This window comes from Mycobacteroides sp. LB1, from assembly GCF_013449725.1.
Lineage (GTDB): Bacteria > Actinomycetota > Actinomycetes > Mycobacteriales > Mycobacteriaceae > Mycobacterium.
The window spans coordinates 1,895,164-1,920,795 of sequence record NZ_JACCFF010000001.1 but is presented as its reverse complement, the minus strand read 5'-3'; the positions used below and the strand labels follow the sequence as shown (position 1 = coordinate 1,920,795).

The window sequence follows — 25,632 nt, the reverse complement described above, 5'->3', positions numbered from 1 at the left end:
CTCTGCGAGCGAGGGTTAGGTGAGCGCTGTCCGTAGCGCGGTCAGGCCCTCGCCGTCGATCCCGGCGGCCTTCAGCATCGCCTCGGGAGATCCGAAAACGTTTGTGACTTGGCCGAATCCGGTGTCGAGGTACTCCTCGCGGACGCCGAGCACCTCATCGGACAGCATGGATGCCATGGTCTGTGCGAGCTCGGGTTCGGCGGCGGACATCTGTGCCGAGATATGGGCCCGCATCGCCCCGATTGCCGCATTGCTGAGGAGATAGTCGGCGGCGATATCGGTGTAGTCGACGCCCACCGTATGCAGCACAATCCCAATGAGGAAGCCAGTGCGGTCCTTGCCTGCGGCGCAGTGCACCAAAGCTGTTGCGCCGTTGGCGATTTGATCGGCCACTGCCTTCAGGGCGACGAGGGTGCCGGGGAGTTCGACGAACCGGCGGTACTCGGCCAGCATGAAGTTCACCTGCAGCGCCGGGTCGGGGCCGCGGCCCGAGGTGACGCTCTCGATCATCATCTGTCGATAGGCGACCTCATGCGGTGCACGTTCCTCACCGGGCACCGGGGCGGCGAACGGAACCTCATGCACCCGGATGTCACCGTCGACCCGGTCGGGGCCGGTGCGCTCGATCTCGGTGGCGCTGCGCAGGTCGTACAGGTCGGTGACGCCGTACGCCCGCAGTGTCTGGGCACCTGCCGTGGTCAGACCGCTGAGCTCAGAGGATCGGAACAGTACGCCAGGCTGAATAGTGACCGGAGAATCTGCACCGCCGACGTCCCGGAAGTTCCAGATGCCCTCTACCGTGCTGTCGGCGGGGGAGGCAGTCGATTCGGTGCTGGAGATCGTCACACCCCCACGGTAGCGGTCGGTGTTTCCGGGGTTTCGGGGTCTCTGCTGATGCCTTCACCCCGTTTGTGGCGGAACAGTACGAAGAACGCGATCGCCACCACCAGTGCGTATCCAGCGAAGCTCAGCCAGATGCCATGCCAGTTCTTGCTGTGGTCGGGGTTGGTGAAGAAGTACTCGATGACGGCTCCGCTGATCAGGCTGCCCAGCATGGCGCCCAACCCGTTGGTCATGAGCATGAACAGGCCCTGTGCACTCGCTCGAATGGTGGGACCGCATTGATCCTCGATGAATAGCTGGCCCGAAACATTGAAGAAGTCGAAGGCCATCCCGTAGACGATGCAGGACAGCACGATCATCCAGAGCCCGTCCCCGGGATTGCCGTAGGCGAACAGGCCGAAACGCAGGGTCCACGCCACCATGCTCATGAGCATGACCGTCTTAATTCCGAAGCGTCGCAAGAAGAATGGGATGGCCAGAATGAACAGCGTCTCGGAGATCTGCGAGATGGACATGATGATGGCCGGATGCTCGACGGCGAAGAGGTTCCTGTAGGCGTCGACATCGGCGAAGTCGTGCAAGAACGTATCGCCGTAGGCGTTGGTGAGTTGTAGGGCGCCGCCGAGCAGCATCGCGAAGATGAAGAAGATCGCCATCTTGCGGTGGCGGAACAGTGTGAACGCGGTGAGCCCGAATCTGTCGGCGAATGTGGTGCTGTGTGCGCGATCGAACTTCGGCGGGCACGGCGGCAGGGTGAAGGCGAAGAGCCCGAGAAGTACCGCCGCGGTGCCCGCGACATAGAACTGACCGGCCGAGGTTTCTAGGTTTAGCAGGCTCACGGTGTGCAGGGCGACGATGAATCCCACCGTGCCCCATACCCGAATCGGCGGGAAGCTGGTGACAGTGTCCTTGCCCACGTTCTTGAGAGCGTTGAAGGCGACGGTGACCGACAGAGACAGTGACGGCATGTAGCACAGCATGTTGAGGAGCAGAACCCAGAAGAAGGTCGTGGGACTGGTCACCAGGGGCAGGCTGAAGAGTGCCGCTGCCCCGCCCAGATGCAATATTCCGTAAAGCTTTTCGGCGTTGACCCATTTGTCGGCGATCACGCCCAATATCGGCGGCGTGATGATTGCGGCGATGCCCATGGTGGAGAAGGCGGCCCCGAAGTGCGCACCCGACCAGTGCTTGTTGTTGAACCAGTACGCCCCAAGCGTCAGCAGCCATGCTCCCCATACGAAGAACTGCAGGAAGTTCATGACGACAAGGCGGGTGGACATCTTCATTGAGTACCCATAGTGATGGACGTCGGCGCAGTTGGCAGCGCAATCGGTTCCCGACAAGCAAAGAACGCCCCATCGCCTGTCTCGGGGTTTAGGCCGTCAGGTAAACATGTGTCATGCACAAGGATGTGTCCTCTTCGTCAGAACCCCTCATCGGCGACGCGACGCTCGACGCCGATGCCATTCCGCCGAGCCTGCTGGAGTACCTCAACCGGGAGCTGGGGGAGGAGGTCACGGTACGCAGGCTTTCCGCCGGACATTCGAACCTGACCTATGTGGTCACGGGAACCTCTGATACGCAGTGGATTATGCGGCGTCCGCCGTTCGGTCGGCTGCAGGCCGGCGCGCATGACGTGATGCGTGAGTACCGGGTGCTCGACGCGCTCAGCGCTGCGCAGGTGCGGGTTCCGCGTGTCACGCTGGCCAGCACCGATGCCGAGATCTTCGGCGCCCCGTTCTACCTGATGGAACGTCAGGAGGGCGAGGTGATCAGGGAGGTCTCACCGGAGTGGTTCGTCGGCTCGATACGGCGTGAGCTGGTCCTCGACCTGGCGGTCGCGCTCGCCGAGATACACAATGCCGATCCCACGCGGTTGGTGGAGGCCAAGCTGGGACGTGAATCCGGTTATCTGGCGCGGCAATTGAAGACGTGGGGCGGGCAATGGGAGTCCATCAAGGAGCTGCCCACCGGTCGTGATCTGGAGGACCACACGGCCATCACCGCATGGCTTACCCAGAACTACCCGGGGGATCGCCCGGCAGCCGTGGTGCACGGTGACTACAAGCTGGACAACGTGCTCGTCGACCCCGCAACGGCGCGGGTCACCGCGGTACTGGACTGGGAGATGGCGACTGTCGGCGATCCGCTGGCCGACCTGGGGTACCTGCTGTACATGACCCCAGAACCGGGCGGGGAGGTCGCGATGGCGGAGCTCACCGGATCGGTGACAGCGCAGGAAGGCTGCCCCTCTCATGCCGAGATCGCCGAGGCCTACCGCAGCGCCCGCACCGGCGACCAAAGCTATTGGACACCAGAAGATTTGATTTACTACCAGGTATTGGGCGGGTGGAAACTCGCCACGCTGCTCGAGGTGTCGTACCAACGGCACCTCGCCGGTACCACCGATGACCCGTTCTTCGCGGAGCTGGAACAGGGTGTTCCGAGACTGCTTTCGGTAGCTCGCAGCCTGATCCCGCCCGCTGGCTAGCATCAAGGAACAAATTCACCGACTCGCTCACTACCCAGAGGAATGCCATGGCCGACGAAGTCCTGATCGAACAGCGTGACCGTGTCCTGCTGATCACCATCAATCGTCCGGATGCGCGTAACGCGGTCAACAGGGCAGTCAGCCAGGGACTCGCCGCCGCAGCGGATCAGTTGGACAGCTCCGATGACCTGTCCGTCGCCATCATCACCGGTGCGGGTGGAAATTTCTGCGCCGGAATGGATCTCAAGGCGTTCGTGAGTGGTGAGGCGGTGCTGTCCGAGCGTGGCCTCGGCTTCACCAACGTGCCGCCGAGTAAGCCGATCATCGCCGCGGTGGAGGGCTTCGCACTGGCCGGTGGCACCGAACTCGTGCTGTCCTGCGACCTGGTGGTGGCGGGCCGGAGCGCTAAGTTCGGCATTCCCGAGGTCAAGCGGGGTTTGGTGGCCGGTGCCGGTGGCCTGCTGCGTCTGCCGAACCGGATCCCGTACCAGGTCGCGATGGAGCTGGCGCTGACCGGTGATTCCTTCACCGCAGAGGATGCCGCCAAGTACGGGTTCATCAACCGGCTCGTAGACGATGGGCAGGCGCTGGACGCCGCGCTGGAGCTGGCCGCCAAGATCACCGCGAACGGCCCGCTGGCCGTTGCCGCCACCAAGCGGATCGTGATCGAGTCGGCGAGCTGGGCGCCCGAGGAGGCCTTCGCCAAGCAGGGCGAGATCCTCATGCCGATCTTCGTGTCCGAAGACGCCAGGGAGGGTGCGAAGGCGTTCGCCGAGAAGCGCGCGCCCGTCTGGAAGGGCAAGTAGCTTCACTTTTTCCGCGGAGGCAGTGCCGCGCTCTCCTGAGGTGAGAGCCACCGCTCTTCTCGAAAAGGAGAGCGGTGGCGCTCCCAGTCAATCGGCGTACTGTAGTTAGTTGTGCGAACTTGTCACTAGTAAATGCCTGTGACCAGTACTTTTGAATGTACGCACAGCTGACATGCACGCTTTTGATGGGAGACCTGCTGTGGCCAGAACCGAAGGTGATACGTGGGACATCGTGACGAGCGTGGGCGCTACTGCGCTCATCGTGTCCGCGATGCGTGCGGTGGAGGCGCGTAAGCCCGAGCCGCTTGCACGGGACGACTACGCGCAGCATTTCGTCGCCGCGACCAAGGCTGAGGCGCCGATCTTCTCCGAGCTGCTGGAGGACCCCGCGGTCGCCCAGGAGCCCGATGTGCAGCTGTTCTCGAGCTACCTCGGGGCACGGACCAAGTACTTCGATGAGTTCTTCCTCGCGGCGGGGGAGGCCGGTATCCGGCAGGCGGTGATCCTGGCGGCCGGACTCGATGTCCGTGGATATCGTCTGCCCTGGGCAGCGGGCACCACCGTCTACGCGCTTGACCTCCCCAAGGTGCTCGAGTTCAAGGCTCGGGTTCTTGACGACCACGGTGTGCAGGCCATGGCCACCGTCCATGATCTGCACGTCGACTTACGTGACGATTGGCCGGCAGCACTGAAGGCCGCGGGATTCGATTCCACGCAGCCGACGGCATGGCTGGCCGAGGGCCTGCTCCCCTTCCTGCCCGGCGCGGCCCAGGACCTGCTGTTCGAGCGCATCGTCAACTTGTCTGCGCCCGGAAGCCGCGTTGCCGTAGAGGATTTCGGTGCTCCCGGAAACCAGGCGGACCGGATGTCCAACGCGATGGAGAAGGACGACGGCGTACTGCAGCGGATATTCAAGAGCATCGTCGAGGAGGATGGGCCGCCGTCGAGCCTGTGGTTCGGTGATGAGCGCGAGGATCCGGCGCAATGGCTGACCGGGCACGGTTGGACCGTCGAGGCGACCACTGCGGGTGAACTGTTGAAGCGATACAACAGGGCTCCGCTGGCCGGTGAGCACGATCTGACCGACGCCATGGGGCAGAGCAGGTACTTCACCGCGGTACTCGGCGCGTAGCCATGGTGCGTACCGACGGAGACACCTGGGACATTGTCACAAGCGTCGGCTACACGGCGCTCGCGGTTGCGGCCGCACGCGCACTGGACGCGAAACTGGATCCGCCACTGGCACATGACGAGTACGCCGAGAGGTTCGTCGCCGCCGCCGGTGAGCCACATCTTGCCGAGGCCGTGGCCAGCGGTGATATCAGTGGCTTCGCCGGAGCCAATGCAGGGTGGGTTGGCGTGCGAACCAGATTCTTCGACAACTTCTTCGCCGATGCTGCCGGGGCGGGGGTTCGTCAAGTGGTGATACTGGCTGCCGGATTAGACGCTCGCGCATACCGATTGCCCTGGCCCACCGGGACGACCGTCTTCGAGGTGGACCAGCCGCGGGTGCTCGAATTCAAGGATCAGGTGCTCGCAGCGGTTGATGCGGGCCCGGCCGCCGGCCGAGTGCCGGTGGCAGTTGATCTGCGCGACGATTGGCCGAAGGCGTTGGCGGGGGCGAGATTCGACGCTCAGCAGCCCACCGCGTGGGCGCTGGAAGGGCTGCTGCCCTATCTGCCCGGCCCGGCGCAGGACGCACTCTTCGAGAAGCTGCACGAGCTGTCGGCTCCGGCGAGCTGGATTGCGGCCGAGCTCGGACCTAGACCGGGGGAGATCGCGGAATTCGAGCGGGACATGCCGCCGGATTCTCCGGGCCGTCCTCGGGTGTCCGAGCTCTGGTATGACGATCCCCGACGCGATACCAAGTTGTGGCTTGCCGAAAGAGACTGGGCTGTTAAGGAAATCGATCTCGTCAAGGCGGCCGTTGGATATGGACGTCCGTTCGGCGAGCAACCGCGTTCGTTCGAGACATTGCTTCGCACTAAGTTTTTCACCGCTACCCGGACAAGCTGAGAGGGCTCCATGACAAATATCGAGGACAAGAACTGGACCCGCAGCGAGGGCGACTCGTGGGACATCGTGTCCAGTGTGGGCTACACGGCGCTGGGTGTAAGCGCACAGCGTGCCGTGGAAAGCGAGCGGCCCGACGCGCTGATAGACGACCCGTTCGCCAAGCACTTCATCCTCGCGGCGGGTGAACCCCATTTGATCGAGACGATAACGAAACGCGATGCGCCGCGCGCATCTCCGTTCGAATACTTACGTGGGATGGGCATGCGCAGCCGATTCTTTGACGAGTACTTCCTGGACGCCGCGGCCTCCGGCATCCGGCAGGCGGTAATTCTGGCCGCGGGGCTGGACTCGCGGGCGCATCGGTTGCCGTGGCCGGCCGGCGTCACGGTGTACGAACTGGATCAGCCGGAGGTTCTCTCCTTCAAGGACCGGGTGTACTCCGAGCAAGGCGCTTCACCGACGTGTGATCGTCGGGCCGTCGCGGTGGACCTGCGTGATGACTGGCCCGCCGCGCTGAAGGAGGCCGGATTCGATCCGAGTCTGCCCACCGCGTGGTCGGCGGAAGGCCTGCTGCCGTATCTGCCTGCAGCAGCACAAGAACTGCTGTTCGAGCGGATGGTTGAACTGTCGGCCCCCGGTAGCCGCGCCGCTATCGAGGGGCCCGCGGGTTCGTTGGGTATGGCTCAGTTCGCCAAGGTCGAGCAGAAGTACCGCTCCGAGAAGGACACCTTCGGCAAGATCGATATCACGGAGCTGTTCTACGACGAGGAGAAGACGCCGCCCGTCGAGTGGTTCTCCGGTCGTGGATGGGATACGCAGGGATTGGACATGTTTCAGCTCGCGGAGCGATACGGCGTGCAGTATCCGGAGGTTCCCGAGGACATCAGAGAGCTGGCTGGTGCAATGCACTACCTGACTTGCACGCTGTCGGACTGAAAGGGCCACATAATGACCAACATCGAGGACAAGGACTGGTCGCGCAGCGAAGGCGACTCCTGGGACATCGTGTCGAGCGTCGGGTTCACCGCGCTGGGTGTGGCCGCGGCGCGCGCGATTGAGAACACGCAGCCCGAGCCCTTGGTTCGCGATCGGTACGCAGAGCATTTCGTGCGCGCCGCGGGCGAACCGCATCTGATCGGACTTCTGGACAATCCCGTTGATTCGTCGAATCCCACTAACGCGATGCGGCAGATCGGATTGCGCAGCAGGTTTTTCGACGAGTTCTTTGTGAGTGCAACGAATTCCGGTTGCAAACAGGCGGTGATCCTGGCGGCCGGGCTGGACGTGCGCGCGCATCGGCTGCTGTGGCCGGAGGGCACCAGGGTCTTCGAGCTGGATCAGCCCCAGGTTTTGGAGTTCAAGGACCGGGTGCTCGCCGAGCAGAGTGCCACGCTCACGAGCGATCGGCGTGAGGTCGCTGTTGATCTCCGTGACGACTGGCCTGCGGCGCTGCTTGCCGCGGGTTTCGATCCTGACGTTCCGACCGCGTGGTCGGCCGAAGGACTGATCGTCTATCTACCCTCTGCGGCACAGGATCTGCTGTTCGAGCGGGTCGTCGCATTGTCGGCTCCGGGAAGCCAGATCGCCGTGGAAGCAACTCGCGGTACACCCGATATCGCCAAGTGGGGCGAGATCATGAAGAAGTACGCCGACGACAGCCACCCCATGTCGAAGGTGGACATCAGCTCACTGTTCTACGACGAAGAGCGTGCCGACGTCGAGGACTGGCTGGCCGCTCGTGGCTGGACGGTCAAGGGCGCACACGCCCTGGAACTGGCCGCCGCCTACGGGGTGGATATCCCGGAGCTGCCCGAGGACGTTGTCGCGCTGGTGAAGCAGGGCAACTACCTCACCGCCGTTTTGCCCGGCTAGCCGGCTCATCCCCAGGGGCTGGTTGGGGATAGCGTTCCGGGCTAACATGCCGGAGGGGCATGTTCGGAGGGGGAGCTCATGAAAATCGATCCGGTAGCGACGGAGAAATGCGCCTCGCAGCTCGACGCGACAGACGCGCATGTCGAGTTCGCCAAGGGAAAATTACATGCCACCGAGGGCAAGGACCTTGGCGACCTCGGCGATGCGATGAACGGCGCGCGGAACCGAGTGTCAGGTGCACTTGGCACGGTTGCGGCTGTGCAGAAAGAGATTTCGCAGAACATCAGGATGTGCACGAAGGCGCTTGTCGAGATGGATCAACGTAACGCCGGCAATCTGAGCGATGCGGGCGTCAAGTTCCCGGTCCTGAACTAGGGCCCGGTGCGCGATGACTCTGGGAGACACGCAAAAGCAACTTGAGCAGGTAATCGCCGACCTTCGGCAGATCGGGGAGATCTCCGTAAGCACGGTCTGGCCAATTGCCAGGAAGGTTGTCGGTGCCGTCCGGAAGGTCATCGCCGTGGCTACCGAGCCACCTCCGCCCGACCCGGCGACGGTCAGAGAGGTGGCAGCGCGCTGGCGTGAAATGGCGCCCGCCATGGGCGAGTGGCACGCCAACGACGTTCAGCAGGCTCAGAACACGATCCCGGAATCGGTGTGGGGACGGACCTCTGGTGATCCCTACGGCGAGACAACCGGGGACAAGGCGCGCACCAGTATCGCGAACTTCAAGACGCGATCCACGACGATAGGTCCGGCAGGAACCGGGGTCGCGAGCTCGCTCGACACCTTTGGCGGATCGATGGAGAAGGCGCGCGACCGTTGGCATAACGCGTTCAAGTCCTTGAAGGACGATGTCGACTGGCACAACATTCCGAAAGCGCCTTGGGATGCGGTCCCGTATGTGCGAAAGCTCGTGGGCGACGTCGTACACGGCGTGGAGGAACTAGCCGGCGCGTACGGCGATGCCGACAAAGCAGTGAACGTGGCCAAGGGTGAGCTTGGAAAGGCAGTGGAGGGCATCACACTGCCCGACCACACCTCGGTGGCTGCCGGTGCCATCGGTTCGGTAAACAACTGGTCCGATGTCAAGGACGATCGGGATGGCCATAAGGACGGAACCGGCTTACGGCCGGGCGTACAGGAACGGGCCGATGCCAACCTGGCGGCGATGAGTCCGGAGGATCGCGCCAAGGCGCAAGCGATGCTCGATGGCGCGAAAGATGAGGCTCGGCGGAATTGGATCATCTCGGCTCTTGCGCGTAATACGGATATTGGTACTTTGCAACGTTTCTCGGACAAGTTAGCGGTCATGGATGATCAACAGGTGCGCGAGCTTGACCCGGTGGAGTATGCCAAGAACAACCCAGGCGTCCTGCTACAGCCTGACGGCACCACGTGTGGGTCGTCCTCGCTTGTTGTCGCCAAGATGATCAATGACCCGGTGTACGCGATGAAGATACTCACGGGCTATGACGCGGCTGGGTCCGAACCACCACAGCCGGGACAGTCGATAACCGCATCCGTGGTCACGTCCAGGTTCGCGGATGAAGCCAAGAAAATGCACGACTTGACGAATAACGCGATTGTCCCCGGCTGGGGTACCACCTGGCCCGAGTCGTTGGGAACTCCCCCGGGTGGCGCCGCGGACGAGATGGGCAAGCCCGGTGGTCCTGGCGTCCCGGGTAGTGGGTACCAATTCGAGGCGGCGAATCCGCTGAGCCCGTCGGGGGACTATCAAGCGATCAGTGCGGCCGTCCAGTCCGGGCAGTCTGTTCCACTGTTCGTCGGCAGCGGAGTCAACGGACACATTGTCTTGGTGACAGGAATCCAGGGCGATTCACTGGAAATCTACGAGCCCTCTTCGGGGCAGAGGATGACGATCCCGAGGGAGGATTTTGTCAACAACCGAATATCGTTCGGCGGCGAAACGCGCTATCGGCCATGGGGTGAGGTGATCCCGAAGTGAAAGGCCTGAGACTTTCTCCGGTGCTGTTGCTGATTTTCGTGCTGGCCGCATCATGCCCAAAGCACCCCGAGATCTTCGAGCCCAACGATGTGGACGCGAAGCGATCCGCGTGGCTGGCGGCGGATGCTTGGCTCGCTCCTGCCGAGGTATACCGCGCCTCGTACAACGGGCTGAACAACATCTCGCGTGCGGCGGTGGTCAGGACTATGTCGTCTACGACGGCTGATCCGGCGGAATTGGCTTTACGCGAGACCCGCACGTCCCTAGAGAACGGGTGGGTGCTGACCTACGCTCATTGTGGCGCGGTAGGGCGGCCGATGTCATCGGTCAATGCGCCTCAAACACTGCCGGGTATTGAAGTGAATCTCGAAAAGTCGCCGACTGACCCCGAGCATGCCGCGGTAGCGCAGCTGACGGTCTATCGCGCCGATCCTGACCCGGGCGGTCAAGGAATCGTCAAGATGGAGATCAATGCCTTTGCGCGGTATCACTCGGACAAGGGCTGGCCGAATCTGCCCAGCATCCCGATTGACACCACGTGTCTGGCGACTACTGGTGCGCTCACGGTCGGCCGCAATGCCACCTCGGCGTTTCCCAATGGAGTAGTCCAGGGAATAGCGCACGGCCAGCCGCTGAATGAGAAGGGTGAACCTGACGGATCGGCCCGCTGAAGCTCGTCTGCCCAAAGACTCGTGGTGCCAGACTGGAGCGCATGAGCCAGACTCCCGAGAACACCAAGTACGTCGAACCCGGTGAATTCAAACGGGACACCAACTACATCGACACCCGGATCACCGCGGACGGTCGCGACGGCTACTCGGTAGAACCTGGCCGGTACCGACTAGTCTCAGCGCGCGCCTGCCCGTGGGCCAACCGAACGCTGATCGTCCGCAGGCTCCTCGGACTGGAAAACGTTTTGTCACTGGGGCTTTGCGGTCCCACACATGACACGCGCAGCTGGACCTTCGATCTTGACCCCGGTGAGGTTGACCCCGTCCTGGGCATCCACTTCCTGCGCGACGCCTATCTCAAGCGGTACCCGGACTATCCGCGCGGCATTACGGTGCCTGCGATCGTGGAAGAGTCCACGGGAGAAGTCATCACCAATGACTACGCGCAGATCACGCTGGACTTCTCCACCGAATGGGCCGAATACCACCGCCCCGGTGCACCGCGGTTGTACCCGGAAGAGCTGCGTACCGAAATCGACGAGGTGAACCGTCGCGTCTACACCGAGGTGAACAACGGTGTGTATCGGTGCGGATTCGCCGGCGGTCAGGATGAGTACGACGCGGCCTACGACCGGCTGTTCACGGCTTTGGATTGGTTATCGGAAAGGCTTGCCGGGCAACGGTATCTCGTGGGAGACACCATCACCGAGGCGGATGTGCGGCTGTTCACCACGTTGGTCCGGTTCGATCCGGTGTATCACGGGCACTTCAAATGCAATCGCGAAAAGCTTGCCGAGATGCCTGTGCTGTGGGCGTACGCGCGCGATCTGTATCAGACGCCGGGCTTTGGCGACACTGTTGACTTCGGGCAGATCAAGGAGCACTACTACGTGGTCCACGCCGACATCAATCCCACGCGCGTGGTCCCGAAGGGGCCGGATCTGGGCGGTTGGCTCACACCTCACGGGCGCCAGGCGTTGGGTGGCAGCCCGTTCGGTGAGGGAACCCCGCCAGGGCCTCCGCTAGAGGCGGAACGAGTGCCGAGCATCGCGACCGCCATCGACTGAGGGCGGTCCTTGCCCTGGTTAATGACATTTGCAAGATTTACAAAAACGGAAGACTTGTTAACAAGCATGCCTTTCCATAATATCCGTCGGCATGCTGCACCACAGGGTGAAAGGCGAGTAGATGACCGATCAACCAGTCACTATTGGAGTTGTCCGCGAATCGGGCGAGGGCGAGCGCCGCGTCGCGCTGGTGCCGAAGGCGATCGCCGGATTGATTGGCAAGGGTGTGAACGTCGTCATAGAAAGCGGCGCCGGAGAGCGGGCGCTGCTGCCTGACGAGCTGTACACCGTGGCCGGTGCAACCGTGGGCGACGCCTGGTCCGCCGACATCGTCGTAAAGGTCGCGCCTCCCACGGCCGCCGAGGTCGCTCGCCTGCACGAGGGGCAGACCCTCGTGGGCTTCCTGGCGCCGCGCAACGCGGACAACAGCATCGGCGCTCTCAAGAGCGCGGGTGTGCAAGCCTTTGCGCTGGAGGCGATTCCGCGCATCTCCCGTGCTCAGGTGATGGATGCGCTGTCCTCGCAGGCCAACGTTTCCGGATACAAGGCGGTGCTGTTGGCGGCCTCGGAGTCCACCCGGTTCTTCCCGATGCTCACCACCGCGGCCGGAACCGTGAAGCCCGCGCTGCTGCTGGTACTGGGTGTCGGCGTGGCCGGCCTGCAAGCGTTGGCGACCGCCAAGCGGCTCGGTGCTCGCGCTACCGGCTACGACGTGCGTCCCGAGGTGGCCGACCAGGTTCGCTCAGTGGGCGCACAGTGGCTCGATCTCGGCATCGACGCGGCCGGTGAGGGCGGCTACGCCCGCGAGCTCACCGACGAAGAGCGCGCCCAGCAGCAGAAGGCGCTCGAGGAAGCCATCAAGGGATTCGATGTCGTCATCACCACGGCGCTCGTTCCCGGGCGTCCCGCACCCCGTCTGGTGACCGCGGCGGCGGTCGAGGGCATGAAGCCCGGTTCGGTAGTGGTGGACCTGGCAGGGGAGACCGGCGGCAACTGCGAGCTCACCGAGCCCGGCCAGACCGTCGTCAAGCACGATGTCACCATCGCTTCACCGCTCAACCTCCCGGCGACGATGCCCGAGCACTCGAGCGAGCTGTACTCGAAGAACATCACCACCCTGCTGGACCTGCTCATTACAGACGGCGCACTCGCACCGGACTTCGACGATGAGATCGTCGCGGCCTCCTGCGTGACCCGTGCCGCAAGAGAGGACGCATAGCTCATGTATGACCAGCTATTGGCCAATCTCGCGATCCTGGTTCTGGCCGGGTTCGTCGGGTTCGCCGTTATCTCCAAGGTGCCCAACACCTTGCACACCCCGCTGATGTCCGGCACCAACGCCATTCACGGCATCGTGGTCCTCGGCGCGCTGATCGTGCTGGGCGAGCTGCCCGCCGACGCACACTGGGGTGTGCGGATCATTGCGTTCGTCGCGTTGATCTTCGGCACGCTCAACGTGATCGGCGGCTTCCTGGTGACCGACCGCATGCTCGGAATGTTCAAGGGCCGCAAGGCTGCCCCTAAGTCGGAGGCGGCTGACAAATGAACTATCTCGTCACAGTTCTCTACATCCTCGCGTTCGGACTTTTCATCCTCGGCCTGTCAGGCCTGACGGGACCGAAGACTGCGGTTCGCGGCAACTGGATCGCGGCCACCGGTATGGCGATCGCCGTCATCGCGACCCTGATCAAGGTTCGGGATACCGCCCCGATCAACTGGATACTCATCGCCGTTGGTTTGTTGATCGGTGTCGTGCTTGGTGTCCCGCCGGCCAAGAAGACCAAAATGACTGCGATGCCGCAGCTGGTCGCGCTGTTCAACGGTGTCGGCGGTGGCACGGTCGCGCTGATCGCGTGGACCGAGTTCATCGAGACCGACGGGTTCAAGACGTTCCGCGGCGACCAGCACCCGACCATTGCACTTGTGATTGGCTCGCTATTCGCCGCCGTCATCGGCTCGGTGTCGTTCTGGGGCTCGCTGGTTGCATTTCTCAAGCTGCAGGAATCGATTCCGAAGAACGTCGAGAAGCGACTTGTCGCCTCCGCCAAGATCTTCCAGGCCACCAACATCCTGTTGCTTATCGGTGCTGTCGCCGCGGCGGTGTGGATCGGCCTGAACGCAGGAGTGGGCACCCCCTTCTGGGCGATTGTGATTGTGCTGGTGCTGGCTGGTGTCATGGGCTTGTTCGTGGTGTTCCCGATCGGTGGCGCCGATATGCCCGTTGTCATCTCGCTACTTAATGCACTGACCGGATTGTCGGCTGCGGCAGCCGGTTTGGCGCTGAATAACACCGCCATGATCGTGGCGGGCATGATCGTGGGCGCCTCGGGTTCGATCCTGACCAACCTGATGGCCGTCGCGATGAACCGGTCTATCCCGGCCATCGTGTTCGGCTCCTTCGGCGGTGATGCCGGCGGTGCGGCTGGCCCCGGCGGCGAGCAGGGCACCGTCAAGGCCACCAGTGCCGCCGATGCCGCCATCCAGATGGCCTACGCCAACCAGGTGATCGTGATCCCCGGTTACGGCCTGGCTGTTGCGCAGGCTCAGCATGCGGTCAAAGAGATGGCCAGTCTGCTGGAAGCCAAGGGTGTCGAGGTCAAGTACGCCATCCACCCGGTGGCGGGCCGTATGCCCGGACACATGAACGTCCTGCTTGCCGAGGCCGATGTCGAGTACGACGCCATGAAGGAAATGGACGATATCAACGGCGAATTCAGCCGCACCGATGTCGCCATCGTGATCGGTGCCAACGACGTCACCAACCCGGCGGCGCGCAACGATCCTTCGAGCCCCATTTACGGCATGCCGATCCTCAACGTTGATGAGGCGCGGTCGGTCATCGTGCTCAAGCGCTCGATGTCATCCGGATACGCCGGCATCGAGAACCCGCTGTTCTTCGGTGACAAGACCTCGATGCTGTTCGGCGACGCCAAGAAATCGGTGGCCGAGGTTACCGAGGAACTGAAGGCGCTGTAGCGCAACCAACGTCATCGAGTGCGAGCTGCGTGCGGAAATCCAGTGGGAAATCCGCGCGTAGCTCGCATTCGGCGTATGAAGATGTCTATGCGCGGGATGCTGGCGGTCGTTATCGGGGCGTGCGTGTTGATGACTCCCGCAATGGCTGCTGCGGCGCCGCATGATTGCGCCTCAGTGGATCGGGCGCGGGTACAGATTCGGGGGCTGTCACAGGAGAACGGGGTAGCGGTTCGTCAGACGGCCGTCGCGCGAAATCACGCGATAGCCGCGCTGCTCCGGACGGCCGCGGGCGGTACCGAAGACCTGACGGTGCGTGACCGGGCACTGGATGCCGGGGCTGCCGCGGAGCACTACGCCACGGTGATGGCTGCCGCGACCTCTGTAGACGGCGTGCTTGAGCCACCCGGTGAAGAGATGGCTAACGCGATAAACGCCATGGCGGCGTTGGAAGCGGTCTGCCCGATCCCTGGCGGCTAGGCATCCTCGATGCGCCGCCAGGTCACCAGGGCGGCGGCCAACGCGGCCAACCCGGCAAGCCAGTACAGCGGATGCGGTAGTGGCGAAATGGCGACCGCCGCAACGGCAATAGCCGGTAGCCCGATGTTCAGGATGGTGTCGCGGCGTCGCAGGAGCAGCACCAGCCATGCCAGTACCAGATAGATGGCGAAGGGCACCGTGGCGGTGAAGGCGCCGACAGTAGGACTTAGGTGACTCTTGTCCAGTCCCTCATCGACTGCGATTTCGAACCCCGCAGACAGCGCGGCGACCGCGCCGAAGATGAAGTAGTGGCTGTAGCCCCACAGCAGGGTCGACCGCAGTGATGCATCCTTGCACTCCTGCTCCTGATCGAAGTAGATCCACCACACTGCGGCGACGATGACCAAGGCCGATGCCGCGATACCGATCATGGTTGTGTAATTCTCGGCTTCCTCGGCGCCGCCGATGATCGAGTTCGCGGAGGCCAGGATGGACTCGCCGAGCACGATCAGGGTGAACAAGCCGTAGCGTTCGGCGATGTGCTCGGGATGCCATGTGGTGGGGGCGACGCGTTCGGAGAACCATGGCACCGAAATATCGGCGAGGGCGATCACCAGGAACAGCGGTATGCGCAGATGTTCCGGTGCGAACAGTCCCCAGCACACCCATGCGGCTTGCACGGCGGTGATGCCTGCCACATAGCGCAGGCAGGTGGCGCGCATGGTGGGGTCGCTGATGGCCGCGCGCACCCATTGACTGCCCGCGGCGATACGCATGAGCACGTACCCGCCGATGGCGATACCGAAGTCGGCCCCGGTCATCGCCCGCTCGACACCGGCCGCGACGGTGAGCGCCCCGGCCATCTGGACGAATACGGTCACCCGATACAGCCAGTCGTCCGTATCGAAGGCACTGGCGAACCAGGTGAAGTTCATCCACGCCCACCAGATCGCGAAGAAGCCGATCGCGTACCCGGCGAGCCCCTCGGCGAAATGACCCTCGGCCCAGAAGTGGTGCAGGGTTCCGGAGGCGCGCGACACCGCGACCACGAAGACAAGGTCGAAAAGCAGTTCTAGCGGGGTGGACGCGCGATGCGGCTGTGCTGGATCGCGTGCCACCATGGCCCGCAGGCCACTGGTCATGTGGTTACCTACTTGGGGTCGGTAGAGCGGCGGACGTGGGCAGCTTAACGTGCAGATGGCGGCGGAGCCGGCGAACATGACGCCCCACTAATCCAACCAGTTGATCGGGATTTCGTATGCGCACGGAAACCCTGCGCATATAGTGAGGCACCATGCAACCGGTGCCCGAGGCTACAAAGGCAGGCAGCTCATCGCAGCGCCGTGCCGGCCGTCGCGAGGAATTGGTGGCTGTGGCGTCCAAGTTGTTCGCCGCCCGCGGCTATCACGGCACCCGGATGGACGATATCGCCGATGTTGCGGGCCTGAACAAGGCCACGGTGTACCACTACTTCGCGTCCAAGGCATTGATCCTGTACGAGATCTACTTCAAGGCGGCCGAGGAGACTCTCGCCTGCTTGCAGGACGACTCAAGGTGGACGGCACGTGAGTCGCTGTACCAATGCACCAGCCGGATGCTCGGGCTCATCTTCTCGAATCGTGAGCAGGGCGCGGTGTACTTCCAGGAGAACCCGTTCCTCTCGGAGTGGCTGTCACCCGAACAGGTTGCCGAGATCCGTAAGCGCGAAGACATGGTGCAGGAACGGGTTCAGAACATCATCGAGCGAGGCATCTCCAGTCGTGAGTTCGTCGAGTGCGACTCGCATGTCATGGCGCTCGGTTACATCGGAATGGTCCTGGGCTCCTACCGCTGGCTCAATCCGAGCGGCCGCCGCAGCGCCCAGGAGATCGCCGTGGAGTTCAGCACCACGCTGTTGCGGGGGCTGATTCGGGACGAGGCAACGCGGATCAACGATCCGCTTGGTGTGGCGACGGCGGCGTCGGTGCCCTCGTCAGACGGCACCCGGTAGACGGCGAGTGGTCGCCGATCCCACGCTGACCCTGGACCTGCCCAACGTCAGATTGCGGGCATTGACCTGGGGTCCGCAGGACGGTCCGCTGGCGATCTGCGGACACGGATTTCCGGACTCGGCTCACACCTGGCGTCTCCTCGGCCCCAAGCTGGCCGCCGACGGATGGCGTGTGGTGGCGCCCTTCACCCGTGGTTACGCGCCCAGTGAAATACCGGCAGACGCCGAGTATGGGCTGGGCGCGCTGATGCAGGATGTTCTCGACATCCACACGGTGCTGGGCGGCGACGAGCGCGCGGTGTACATCGGTCACGACTGGGGCGCACTGGTCGGCAACGCCCTCGCCCGCAGCGGTTCGTCGCCGTTCGCTCGTATCGTCACTATGGCCGTGCCGCCATTCGAAGTTCTTGGGTCCGCCATGTTGTCGAAACCGGCGGTTGTGCTCAAGCAACTGGCATTCAGTTGGTACACCATCTTCCACCAGCTGCCGGTGCTGCCGGAGTTGCTGTTGCCGTGGCTCATTCGGTTGTACTGGCGCCGCTGGTCGCCGGGATACGACGCACGCACCGACCTGCTCCACACGGGTGAATCGATGTTGCAGGCAGGCAGTCGGCGAGCTGTTCTTGGCTATTACCGCGCCAATATTCGACGGGCACTATTCCCGTCGCGCAAGTACTGGAAGACGCAACGGTCACTGCTCGACGGTGCGCGGACCCCCGTGCTCTATCTGCACGGCCGTACCGACGGCTGCATGACCGTGGGGTTGGTCGAGTCGGCGCGCCGGGATCTGACCGATCGCAGCGTTGAAATCATTGATGGCGGCGGACATTTCGTGCATCTCGAACGCCCCGACGAGGTGTATGCGCTCGTATCGGAATTCTTGGGTGCCGCATCACCGAAGGTAGAGTGAGCCAATGCCAGTCGTTAGTCAGACCGTCGAGGTGGTCGCGCCGCCTCAGGTGATCGTTTCCATCGTCACCAACTACGAGGCCTACCCGGAGTGGAACAAGGAGATCACCAGCGTCGATATCCTGGAGCGCCTTCCGGACGGCCGCCCCCGCATCGTGCGCCTGAAGGTGGAGACCAGCGGTATGTCCTCGACCAACGTCGCCGAGATCGCGTACCTCAACGCCGCTCAGGTGGCGACGCGGCTGCTGGAGAGCGACATCTTCGAGAAGCAGGAGCAGACGTTCTCTATCGTCCCAATGGGGCCCACCTGCCTGCTTACGGTCGATATGGATGTCGAAACCAAGCTGCCGATCCCCAAGCCGATGGTGAAGAAGCTCGCCAACCAGGTCCTCGAACATCTGGCCGAGGGCCTGAAAACCCGAGCCGAGCAAATCGCGTCGGGAGCCATCGCGCCGCCGGTGCCGGCACCGGCAGCGCCCGTCAGCCCCGGTTACGCACCGCCGCCCCTACCTCCCGGCACGGTCTAGGTATTCGATCAATCGGCGTGCGCCGTCGATGAACTGAACCTCGGTTTGCGCAGTCACCTCGGCGGTGTCTCCCGCGCGTAGTGCCGCGATGAGCTTGTCGTGTGTCTCCACCGCGTACCGCGCCCACGCGGGATCGGAAGCGAACAGCGGGTGCGGGGTGTATCGCGTCGCCTGCAGCAAGAACCACGCCAGTTTGGGACGGTCCGCCACATGATTGAGAAATCGGTGGAACTCGAACTCCGAGAATGAAATTGATTCGGGCGAATCGGCATTCCGGAGTGCGTCGTTGAGATCGGCCAGGGTGTCGATCTGCTCCGGGGTGATGCACTCGGCGGCCGTCTTTGCAAGCTCCACCGCAAGATGCGCCTGCAACGCGAAGATGTCCTTGATATCGGCCCGACTCATCGAGGCAACCGCATAGCCGCGATGCGGGACGGCGCTCACCAGTCCTTCACCGCGCAATGTCAGCAACGCCTCGCGTACGGGTGTGACGCTGACACCCAACTGGGCGGCCGTCTCGTCCATCCGGATGTACTCGCCGGCACGCAGTTCGCCGGTCATGATCGATGCACGGAGCCGGCTGGCAACTTCCTCGGATAACTGCGGCCTACGGATCTCACGGGTCTGCGTCCGGGGAGAGTTCATCCGATCTGCCTCCTTTTCCGTTGTTGGTGACGCGCTTGCATCTAAAGTCATATCAAATATATTTGACCGGACGCGACGAAGCGACAACCCCAGGAGGCATTGAGTTGAGTCCCCATGAATCTGTCGGCGCACCCGATGTAACCGTCGACGGCGGCATCATGCGGATCACGTTCACCAGGCCTGATCGGATGAATGCACTCAACGCCGCGGCCACCGCCGGCCTCGTGGAAGCCTTGGAGTCCGTCCCCGGACGTGACGACGTCCGTGTCGTCGTCATCAGCGGTGGCGCCCCCGGGAGTGCCTTCACTGCGGGGGCCGATGTCACCGAGTTGGCGGCGGGATCCGGAGACCTCACGCCGCTACAAGCCGCCGAACTGACCATGGACAACGCCGAGCGATTGGTGCGTGCGGTCCTGAACTGCCCGGTACCCACCGTCGCAGAGGTCACGGGCGCGGCTGCTGGTATCGGCGCCTCGGTGGGCCTGGCGTGCGACCTGGTCTACGCCGCCGACACAGCCTTCTTCCTGCTGGCCTTCGCCAACATCGGGCTCATGCCCGATGGCGGATCGAGCGCGTTGGTCTCGGCCTCCGTTGGCCGCGTGAAGGCCAATGCGATGGCGCTGCTGGCCCAGCCCCTCAACGCCACGGAAGCTTTCACGGCGGGGCTGGTCAACGAAGTGCTGCCCGGAGACCAGTTGCGTGATCGCGTCGACAAGTCGGCGCGAAGGCTTGCCCATGGTTCCCGTCGGGCGATGCAGCTGACCAAGGAAGCCATGAACTCGGTGTCGCTCAAGCTGTTCGACGAGGCCATCGCCCGTGAACGCGAGGGGCAGATCGAGCTGTTGACCTCACCCGACGCGCAAGAAGGCTTCGCCGCCTTTCTCGAGGGCCGTCGCCCCAACTTCAGTTAGTAGGAGAGTCAGTGACCGACACGATCGACGTGACCGCCCAGTCCACCAGTCTCGACCAGCCTTACCGCGCACGGCGCCAGAACTGGTGTAACCAGCTGGCCCGGCATGCGCTCATGCAACCCAATGCCACTGCTATCCGGTATCTCGGGCGCAATATCTCGTGGGCTGAGCTCAATCAGCGTGTGCAATCGCTCGCCGACGCGCTGGCCCGGCGCGGCGTCGGGTTCGGGGACCGTGTCCTGATCCTCATGCTCAACCGTCCCGAGTATGTCGAATCATGGCTGGCCATCAACGAACTCGGCGCCATCGCGATCCCGGTGAACTTCCGTATGACTCCGTCAGAGGTCGCGTTCCTGGTCGAGAACAGCGGGGCCAAGGTGGCCATCACCGAGACGGTGCTGGCGCCGGTGGCGGCCGCGGTCCGCCAGCAGGTGCCCGCCTTGGAGACGGTGATCGTTGCCGGCTCGGAGACCGAGGACGGTGCTCTTGGATACGAAGAGGTCATCGCCGAAGAAGGCGAGGCACATGCTGAGGTGGATCTGCCCGGTGATACCCCCGCGCTCATCATGTACACCTCCGGGACGACGGGTCGTCCCAAGGGGGCCGTACTGACGCACCTCAATCTGTCGGGCCAGGCGATGACCTACCTGTTGAGCACCGCCGTCGACCTGAACTCGGATGTGGGCTTCATCGGCGTCCCCATGTTCCATATCGCGGGTGTGGGGAACATGATCACCGGGTTGCTGCTTGGGTTGCCCACGGTCATTCACCCGCTCGGTGCGTTTGATCCCGGAGCTTTGTTGGACGTCTTGGAGTCCGAGGGTGTCACGGGGATCTTCCTGGTTCCGGCACAGTGGCAGGCGGTGTGTGCGGCACAGCGAGCAAACCCACGCAAGGTCAAGCTCAAGACGCTCTCCTGGGGAGCGGCACCGGCCAGTGATGTGTTGCTGCGGACGATGTCCGAGGCATTCCCCGACGCGAGGATCCTGGCCGCGTTCGGGCAGACCGAGATGTCGCCGGTCACCTGCATGCTCATGGGGGAGGACGCAATCAGGAAGATGGGTTCCGTCGGCCGGGTGATCCCCACGGTATCGGCGCGGGTCGTCGACGAGAACATGAACGATGTGCCGGTCGGTGAGGTCGGGGAGATCGTCTACCGGGCGCCCACCCTGATGCAGGGCTACTGGAATAACCCCGAGGCCACCGCCGACGCCTTCACGGGTGGTTGGTTCCACTCGGGCGACCTGGTCCGCCAGGACTCGGACGGTTTCGTGTGGGTCGTGGACCGCAAGAAGGACATGATCATCTCCGGCGGAGAGAACATCTACTGCGCGGAGGTAGAGAACGCGCTCGCCGAGCATGAGCAGATCACTGAGGTGGCGGTGATCGGCAGGCCACATGAGAAGTGGGGCGAGGTGCCGGTCGCCGTGGCGGCCATCCGCGGGGAGGCGCTCACGATCGGTGATCTCGATGGTTTTCTCACCGAACGGCTGGCCCGGTACAAGCACCCCAAGGACCTCGTGGTCGTGGATGCGTTACCGCGTAATCCGTCGGGCAAGGTCCTGAAGACCGAGCTGCGACAGCAGTTCGGATCCGGGACGTAGCGGGAACCAGTCGGCCACAGCAAATATGAATCCAGATTCAGATAATTTTGGCGAAGCTTCGTACGTAGAACTGTACGGAGTGTACATTCCTGTAATCGCCGTCACATCGGGGGGACTGGCGTGACCGGACTCATTGATACTGCGTGTCGCGTTAGCTGACGAAAGGGACCAGGTGGTGCTTCGGATCTTGCTGTGGCGCTGCGCCGATGCGCGTCCAGGTGATATCGAAGGAGGTCGGTGTGCCGAACTCCTTTGAATCCGATGGTCGGGGTCCGTCGGATCGACAGCTCCTCATGTGTGGCGTGGTGATGGCCGTCGTTGCAACCCTGGTAGCCGGGGCGCTGGTGATCAAGTCGACCGGACGGTTCAACGACTATGTCCGCGTGATCGCCGAGCTGACAAACGTGGGTGACGGCCTGCCGGCGAAGTCGGATGTCAAATTCCAAGGAGTGCTCGTCGGCTCGGTGACCGATGTGACCCCGTCACAGCGCGGCAAGCCCAATGTTGTTCATATCGATCTGAAACCTGATCTGGCACCCACGGTCCCGCGAACGGTCACCGCACGAGTGGTCCCCAGCAATGTGTTCGCGGTGTCCTCGGTGGAGCTGGTCGATCATGGCCCCGGTGCCGCGATCACCAACGGGTCGACCATCGGTGAAGAGACCGAGATGCCGACGGTGCTCTTCCAGACGACCATCAGCAAGCTGCGTGACATCCTTTTGGCCAACGGGCGAGGCCGCGATGACGATTCGGTGGGTATCTTCGCCGTGATCGCGGCGGCGACGGAAGGGCGTCGCGCCACCCTGCTGGGCGCGGCCGGGCAGCTGTCCCGGCTCGTCGATCAGCTCAATGACATCGTCGCCACTGACACCGGCCCGTCGACTCTTTCGGCGCTTCTTAACGCGACGAAAGGCTTGCAGTCCACGGCCCCGGAGCTCGTGGACGCGCTGCATCAGGCAGTCAAGCCAATGCAAACCCTGGCCGAAAGGCGCGAGCAGTTACAGACCCTGCTCAATGCGGGATTGCATACAACGGGCATCGTCCGGCAATCACTGGATAATCAGACCGACCGGATGATCGACATCACGACAAAGCTGACTCCGGTCATCGGCGTGCTCGCTCAGAACTCCGTGCACTTCTTGCCGATCGCAGCTCGGCTGAAGGTGTTCTCCGACAAGTTCTTCAGTGAGGTCTGGGATCCGGAAAAGGACGTAGTCAACATCCGGGGAAATCTGTCATTTACGCCGTCGACGATGTACACCCGCGCCGATTGCCCACGATACGGGGAGCTGAAGGGTCCGAGCTGCTTCACTGCACCCGAGCTGGTGGTGCGCCCCGATCTCCCCGAAGTACTGCTTCCGCAGAACTACAAGCCACCGCCCGATCTTGCTCCGCCGCCGGGAACCGAGGTCGGGCCGGACGGGAATTTGATCGTCACCGGGCCACCGCTGCACAATCCGTCCCCGAACTTGCAGGACCCCAATCCCCCACTGCCGTGGTGGCAGCCCAATCCGTCGCCGCGTATCCCCGGCACCGCTGACCCTGATGACGCTCTGCCGCCACCGCCCGGAGGTGCTCCGGCCGCCACCGCGCCGGCCTCCTTCGGTGGGACCGTCGGACCCGTTGGTAGCGCGATGGAACGCCAACAGCTAGGCCTGATCACCGGCGGTGAGGCTTCCGCGTCCACCCAACTGCTGCTGGGTCCGGTCGCGCGCGGAACCAAACCTATTGTCGCCCAGCAGACCTCCGCAGGGGGGACGCGATGAAGTTCCGTGGACCACTCATTGGGTTATCGATGTTCATGGTGATCGCGGTGGCGATGACCTGGCTGGTGTACGCGACCCTGCGGCGTGATGTCGCGGGGGCGACCAACAACTACGCCGCGATGTTCACGGACGCCACCGGGTTGCGCGACGGGGACGATGTGCGCATCGCGGGCGTGCGCATCGGCCGCATCGAATCGGTCGCGATCGACGGCGATCTGGCCAAGGTAGAGTTCCGGGTACAGACCGAGCAACCGTTGTACGGCAACACGATTGCATCGATCACGTACCAAAACATCGTCGGACAGCGCTACCTGGGTCTATCGCTGGGTAAGACCGGTAGTACCGATCGGCTCAAGCCGGGGAGCGTGATTCCCGTGGAGCAGACAGAGCCGTCCTTCGATATCGGCATGCTGCTGCACGGGTTTGAGCCCCTCTTCAGCGTGCTCGACCCGACTCAGGTCGACAACCTCACCGATGGTGTCGTCAAGTCCCTGCAGGGGGATACCGGTTCGATCGTCGGACTGGTCGACCAGACATCGCAACTCACCGAGACCTTCGCGGGCCGCGACAAGGTTCTCGATGATGTGATCACAAATCTCAACGGTCTGACGAAAACCCTGGCTGGACAGAATAAAAACCTGGATAGCGTGTTGACGCATACGCGTGAGATGGTGACGATCCTGGATAACCGCCGCGCCGGGTTGGTGGATTCGATCGGCTCGACGGGTTTCGCAGTGCGCCGGTTGTCGAAAATCTCGGACACGGTGTATCCGCAGCTCAACGAAATGCTGTACCGGGAACCGGGATTCGTCAGTCACCTGAACGCCATCGAACCGCAGCTTGCCTTCACCGGGGCTAATCTTCCGTTGCTCCTCAAGGGTGTGGCAAGGACCACCCAAGAGGGTGCCTTCATCAACGGATATGTGTGCGATCTCAACATCACCGGATTCTTCCCCGGACTCAACGACGTCGTTCCGATCATCGTGAACGCCGCCACACCGGGAAACAAGGCTCAATACACTCCGAAATGCAGGAACCTGGCAGATGGATAAACGCACAGTGTGGCAACGCATTTCGCGACGCCCTGTTGAGACGTATAACAAGATCTGGTTGGGCGCAATAGCGCTCGCGGTGATCGGCTCCCTGGTGGGGGCGATGCTGCTGGTGAAGGCGGTTGGTATCGGTTACGGCCACTACACCGCGGAGTTCTTGCAGGCGGCGTCGCTGCAACCAGGGGCCAATGTGTCGTATGCGGGGGTTCCGGTGGGGAACGTCACGAGTGTCGAGCTGGCAGGCGACCATATCGAAGTCGGCATGCGGGTCCGTGATGACGTCACACTGCGCAAGGACGCCAGGGCCTCGATCAAGATCACCACGATACTTGGCAATCAATACGTCGAACTACGCAACGGCGGCGATGGGAAGCTGTCCAACCGTCGAATCGATCTCGCGCACACCGAGGTTCCCTATGACCTGCAGGCCACTCTCGAAGACGCCACCTCCACCTTCGAGCAGGTCGACGCCGACAAGATCGCAGAGTCGGTTGGGATTCTGGGCAAACAGCTCGAGGGACTGCCTGCGGTCCTGCCTAAGGCGATGGAGAACATTCAGACGCTGTCCTCGGTGATATCGCATCGCCGCGATCAGATCGGCACGCTGCTGGCCAGTACCGAGTTGGTGTCGGGCACTCTGTACCGGCAACAGGGCGATATCGGCAAACTGATCATTCAGGGCCGAGATCTGCTCGGCGAGTTCGTTTCCCGGCAGGCGAGTTTCCACTCCATGATGCGCGCGCTGACCGAGCTGACGAACTTCCTGAGCAAGATTGTGGTCAAGGACAGGCGCGCGGTCGATGCGCTCATCGCCGATGTGAAGACCTTCAGCAATTTGATCGGTGGCCATGATGACTTGTTCCGAAGCATCCTGCAGGTGACGGCGGTCGCGGCCCGAAACTTCACCAATCTCACGGGTTACGGAAACTCGCTCGAGCTGAGCGCGCCCGGTGGTCTCGCGGTGGATTCGTGGATGTGCGCGATCAGTGGAAGGGCCAAGCAGTTCAACATGATCCCGTACTTCAAGGATTGCCAATGAA

The 25,632-nt window shown here is 63.0% G+C and carries 26 protein-coding genes; 22 read left to right on the top strand and 4 right to left on the bottom strand.

The genetic code is table 11. The features are described from left to right. Window positions 1-15: 15 nt before the first annotated feature. The gene (locus MLB1_RS09320) at window positions 16-846 is read right to left on the bottom strand and encodes a tyrosine-protein phosphatase (RefSeq protein WP_180749354.1); all 831 of its coding nucleotides are present in this window, start codon (window positions 844-846) and stop codon (window positions 16-18) included. Beyond that, window positions 843-2,129 carry a nucleoside permease gene (locus MLB1_RS09315; protein ID WP_180749353.1) on the bottom strand — a complete coding sequence of 429 codons (1,287 nt, stop codon included), beginning with the start codon at window positions 2,127-2,129 and terminating at the stop codon, window positions 843-845. Before MLB1_RS09315 ends, MLB1_RS09320 begins: the two co-directional genes overlap by 4 nt. Before the next feature lie 113 nt (window positions 2,130-2,242). On the opposite strand from MLB1_RS09315, the gene MLB1_RS09310 reads away from it, so the two are divergent. From MLB1_RS09310 to MLB1_RS09245, 14 genes are all read left to right on the top strand, one after another. After that, complete coding sequence (locus tag MLB1_RS09310; RefSeq protein ID WP_180749352.1) at window positions 2,243-3,334, top strand: phosphotransferase family protein; 1,092 nt, start codon at window positions 2,243-2,245, stop codon at window positions 3,332-3,334. A gap of 47 nt (window positions 3,335-3,381) precedes the next feature. Beyond that, window positions 3,382-4,140, top strand: coding sequence for a crotonase/enoyl-CoA hydratase family protein (locus tag MLB1_RS09305; protein ID WP_180749351.1), 759 nt, complete (start codon window positions 3,382-3,384; stop codon window positions 4,138-4,140). Window positions 4,141-4,339: 199 nt separating this feature from the next. Continuing rightward, the gene (locus MLB1_RS09300) at window positions 4,340-5,272 is read left to right on the top strand and encodes a class I SAM-dependent methyltransferase (RefSeq protein WP_180749350.1); all 933 of its coding nucleotides are present in this window, start codon (window positions 4,340-4,342) and stop codon (window positions 5,270-5,272) included. Between the two features lie 2 nt (window positions 5,273-5,274). Next, window positions 5,275-6,156, top strand: a complete 882-nt coding sequence (locus MLB1_RS09295) for an SAM-dependent methyltransferase (protein ID WP_180749349.1) — start codon at window positions 5,275-5,277, stop codon at window positions 6,154-6,156. A 9-nt stretch (window positions 6,157-6,165) separates the two neighbouring features. Continuing rightward, complete coding sequence (locus tag MLB1_RS09290; protein ID WP_180749348.1) at window positions 6,166-7,092, top strand: class I SAM-dependent methyltransferase; 927 nt, start codon at window positions 6,166-6,168, stop codon at window positions 7,090-7,092. A gap of 12 nt (window positions 7,093-7,104) precedes the next feature. Then, the gene (locus tag MLB1_RS09285; protein ID WP_180749347.1) at window positions 7,105-8,028 is read left to right on the top strand and encodes a class I SAM-dependent methyltransferase; all 924 of its coding nucleotides are present in this window, start codon (window positions 7,105-7,107) and stop codon (window positions 8,026-8,028) included. Window positions 8,029-8,106: 78 nt separating this feature from the next. Next, a complete protein-coding gene (locus tag MLB1_RS09280) occupies window positions 8,107-8,403 on the top strand; it encodes a hypothetical protein (protein WP_180749346.1) in 297 nt (98 codons plus the stop codon). Between the two features lie 13 nt (window positions 8,404-8,416). After that, entirely contained in the window at window positions 8,417-9,997 is a 1,581-nt protein-coding gene (locus MLB1_RS09275) for a hypothetical protein (protein WP_180749345.1), read from the top strand. After that, complete coding sequence (locus MLB1_RS09270) at window positions 9,994-10,668, top strand: hypothetical protein (protein ID WP_180749344.1); 675 nt, start codon at window positions 9,994-9,996, stop codon at window positions 10,666-10,668. Before MLB1_RS09275 ends, MLB1_RS09270 begins: the two co-directional genes overlap by 4 nt. A gap of 41 nt (window positions 10,669-10,709) precedes the next feature. Continuing rightward, the gene (locus MLB1_RS09265) at window positions 10,710-11,735 is read left to right on the top strand and encodes a glutathione S-transferase C-terminal domain-containing protein (RefSeq protein ID WP_180749343.1); all 1,026 of its coding nucleotides are present in this window, start codon (window positions 10,710-10,712) and stop codon (window positions 11,733-11,735) included. A 121-nt stretch (window positions 11,736-11,856) separates the two neighbouring features. Then, window positions 11,857-12,954 carry a Re/Si-specific NAD(P)(+) transhydrogenase subunit alpha gene (locus tag MLB1_RS09260; RefSeq protein ID WP_180749342.1) on the top strand — a complete coding sequence of 366 codons (1,098 nt, stop codon included), beginning with the start codon at window positions 11,857-11,859 and terminating at the stop codon, window positions 12,952-12,954. 3 nt (window positions 12,955-12,957) lie between these two features. Then, the gene (locus MLB1_RS09255; protein WP_180749341.1) at window positions 12,958-13,281 is read left to right on the top strand and encodes an NAD(P) transhydrogenase subunit alpha; all 324 of its coding nucleotides are present in this window, start codon (window positions 12,958-12,960) and stop codon (window positions 13,279-13,281) included. Continuing rightward, window positions 13,278-14,711, top strand: coding sequence for an NAD(P)(+) transhydrogenase (Re/Si-specific) subunit beta (locus tag MLB1_RS09250; protein WP_180749340.1), 1,434 nt, complete (start codon window positions 13,278-13,280; stop codon window positions 14,709-14,711). Before MLB1_RS09255 ends, MLB1_RS09250 begins: the two co-directional genes overlap by 4 nt. Window positions 14,712-14,798: 87 nt before the next feature. Continuing rightward, a complete protein-coding gene (locus MLB1_RS09245) occupies window positions 14,799-15,188 on the top strand; it encodes a hypothetical protein (RefSeq protein ID WP_180749792.1) in 390 nt (129 codons plus the stop codon). Here the strand turns inward: MLB1_RS09245 and MLB1_RS09240 are convergent. Then, complete coding sequence (locus tag MLB1_RS09240; RefSeq protein WP_180749339.1) at window positions 15,185-16,330, bottom strand: low temperature requirement protein A; 1,146 nt, start codon at window positions 16,328-16,330, stop codon at window positions 15,185-15,187. The two genes, MLB1_RS09245 and MLB1_RS09240, sit on opposite strands and share 4 nt — an antisense overlap. Before the next feature lie 152 nt (window positions 16,331-16,482). On the opposite strand from MLB1_RS09240, the gene MLB1_RS09235 reads away from it, so the two are divergent. The 3 genes from MLB1_RS09235 to MLB1_RS09225 are packed head-to-tail and all read left to right on the top strand — an operon-like array spanning window position 16,483 to window position 18,614. Beyond that, the gene (locus MLB1_RS09235) at window positions 16,483-17,178 is read left to right on the top strand and encodes a TetR/AcrR family transcriptional regulator (RefSeq protein WP_180749338.1); all 696 of its coding nucleotides are present in this window, start codon (window positions 16,483-16,485) and stop codon (window positions 17,176-17,178) included. A 7-nt stretch (window positions 17,179-17,185) separates the two neighbouring features. Then, on the top strand, window positions 17,186-18,088 hold the full coding sequence (locus tag MLB1_RS09230; protein ID WP_180749337.1) for an alpha/beta fold hydrolase: 903 nt from the start codon (window positions 17,186-17,188) through the stop codon (window positions 18,086-18,088). Window positions 18,089-18,092: 4 nt separating this feature from the next. Further along, window positions 18,093-18,614 carry an SRPBCC family protein gene (locus MLB1_RS09225; protein ID WP_255485628.1) on the top strand — a complete coding sequence of 174 codons (522 nt, stop codon included), beginning with the start codon at window positions 18,093-18,095 and terminating at the stop codon, window positions 18,612-18,614. Here the strand turns inward: MLB1_RS09225 and MLB1_RS09220 are convergent. Further along, entirely contained in the window at window positions 18,594-19,259 is a 666-nt protein-coding gene (locus tag MLB1_RS09220; protein WP_180749336.1) for a GntR family transcriptional regulator, read from the bottom strand. The genes MLB1_RS09225 and MLB1_RS09220 overlap by 21 nt on opposite strands. A gap of 104 nt (window positions 19,260-19,363) precedes the next feature. On the opposite strand from MLB1_RS09220, the gene MLB1_RS09215 reads away from it, so the two are divergent. From MLB1_RS09215 to MLB1_RS09195, 5 genes are all read left to right on the top strand, one after another. Then, entirely contained in the window at window positions 19,364-20,170 is an 807-nt protein-coding gene (locus tag MLB1_RS09215; RefSeq protein WP_180749335.1) for an enoyl-CoA hydratase, read from the top strand. 11 nt (window positions 20,171-20,181) lie between these two features. After that, the gene (gene fadD5, locus MLB1_RS09210; RefSeq protein WP_180749334.1) at window positions 20,182-21,774 is read left to right on the top strand and encodes a fatty-acid--CoA ligase FadD5; all 1,593 of its coding nucleotides are present in this window, start codon (window positions 20,182-20,184) and stop codon (window positions 21,772-21,774) included. Between the two features lie 239 nt (window positions 21,775-22,013). Continuing rightward, a complete protein-coding gene (locus tag MLB1_RS09205) occupies window positions 22,014-23,540 on the top strand; it encodes an MlaD family protein (RefSeq protein ID WP_180749333.1) in 1,527 nt (508 codons plus the stop codon). Beyond that, complete coding sequence (locus tag MLB1_RS09200) at window positions 23,537-24,592, top strand: MCE family protein (RefSeq protein ID WP_180749332.1); 1,056 nt, start codon at window positions 23,537-23,539, stop codon at window positions 24,590-24,592. Before MLB1_RS09205 ends, MLB1_RS09200 begins: the two co-directional genes overlap by 4 nt. Continuing rightward, window positions 24,585-25,631 (top strand): MlaD family protein, encoded by a 1,047-nt coding sequence (locus tag MLB1_RS09195; protein ID WP_180749331.1) that lies wholly within the window; start codon window positions 24,585-24,587, stop codon window positions 25,629-25,631. The genes MLB1_RS09200 and MLB1_RS09195 overlap by 8 nt, the downstream gene beginning before the upstream one ends. The last annotated feature ends 1 nt before the right edge of the window (window position 25,632 follow it).

Excerpts from the sequence above, each read along its gene's own strand:
- MLB1_RS09315 (WP_180749353.1), bottom strand. The coding sequence starts at position 2,129 with ATGAAGATGTCCACCCGCCTTGTCGTCATGAACTTCCTGCAGTTCTTC.
- MLB1_RS09310 (WP_180749352.1), top strand. The coding sequence starts at position 2,243 with ATGCACAAGGATGTGTCCTCTTCGTCAGAACCCCTCATCGGCGACGCG.
- MLB1_RS09305 (WP_180749351.1), top strand. The coding sequence starts at position 3,382 with ATGGCCGACGAAGTCCTGATCGAACAGCGTGACCGTGTCCTGCTGATC.
- MLB1_RS09295 (WP_180749349.1), top strand. The coding sequence starts at position 5,275 with ATGGTGCGTACCGACGGAGACACCTGGGACATTGTCACAAGCGTCGGC.
- MLB1_RS09290 (WP_180749348.1), top strand. The coding sequence starts at position 6,166 with ATGACAAATATCGAGGACAAGAACTGGACCCGCAGCGAGGGCGACTCG.
- MLB1_RS09285 (WP_180749347.1), top strand. The coding sequence starts at position 7,105 with ATGACCAACATCGAGGACAAGGACTGGTCGCGCAGCGAAGGCGACTCC.
- MLB1_RS09280 (WP_180749346.1), top strand. The coding sequence starts at position 8,107 with ATGAAAATCGATCCGGTAGCGACGGAGAAATGCGCCTCGCAGCTCGAC.
- MLB1_RS09275 (WP_180749345.1), top strand. The coding sequence starts at position 8,417 with ATGACTCTGGGAGACACGCAAAAGCAACTTGAGCAGGTAATCGCCGAC.
- MLB1_RS09265 (WP_180749343.1), top strand. The coding sequence starts at position 10,710 with ATGAGCCAGACTCCCGAGAACACCAAGTACGTCGAACCCGGTGAATTC.
- MLB1_RS09260 (WP_180749342.1), top strand. The coding sequence starts at position 11,857 with ATGACCGATCAACCAGTCACTATTGGAGTTGTCCGCGAATCGGGCGAG.
- MLB1_RS09255 (WP_180749341.1), top strand. The coding sequence starts at position 12,958 with ATGTATGACCAGCTATTGGCCAATCTCGCGATCCTGGTTCTGGCCGGG.
- MLB1_RS09250 (WP_180749340.1), top strand. The coding sequence starts at position 13,278 with ATGAACTATCTCGTCACAGTTCTCTACATCCTCGCGTTCGGACTTTTC.
- MLB1_RS09245 (WP_180749792.1), top strand. The coding sequence starts at position 14,799 with ATGCGCGGGATGCTGGCGGTCGTTATCGGGGCGTGCGTGTTGATGACT.
- MLB1_RS09240 (WP_180749339.1), bottom strand. The coding sequence starts at position 16,330 with ATGACCAGTGGCCTGCGGGCCATGGTGGCACGCGATCCAGCACAGCCG.
- MLB1_RS09235 (WP_180749338.1), top strand. The coding sequence starts at position 16,483 with ATGCAACCGGTGCCCGAGGCTACAAAGGCAGGCAGCTCATCGCAGCGC.
- MLB1_RS09225 (WP_255485628.1), top strand. The coding sequence starts at position 18,093 with ATGCCAGTCGTTAGTCAGACCGTCGAGGTGGTCGCGCCGCCTCAGGTG.
- MLB1_RS09220 (WP_180749336.1), bottom strand. The coding sequence starts at position 19,259 with ATGAACTCTCCCCGGACGCAGACCCGTGAGATCCGTAGGCCGCAGTTA.
- MLB1_RS09200 (WP_180749332.1), top strand. The coding sequence starts at position 23,537 with ATGAAGTTCCGTGGACCACTCATTGGGTTATCGATGTTCATGGTGATC.
- MLB1_RS09195 (WP_180749331.1), top strand. The coding sequence starts at position 24,585 with ATGGATAAACGCACAGTGTGGCAACGCATTTCGCGACGCCCTGTTGAG.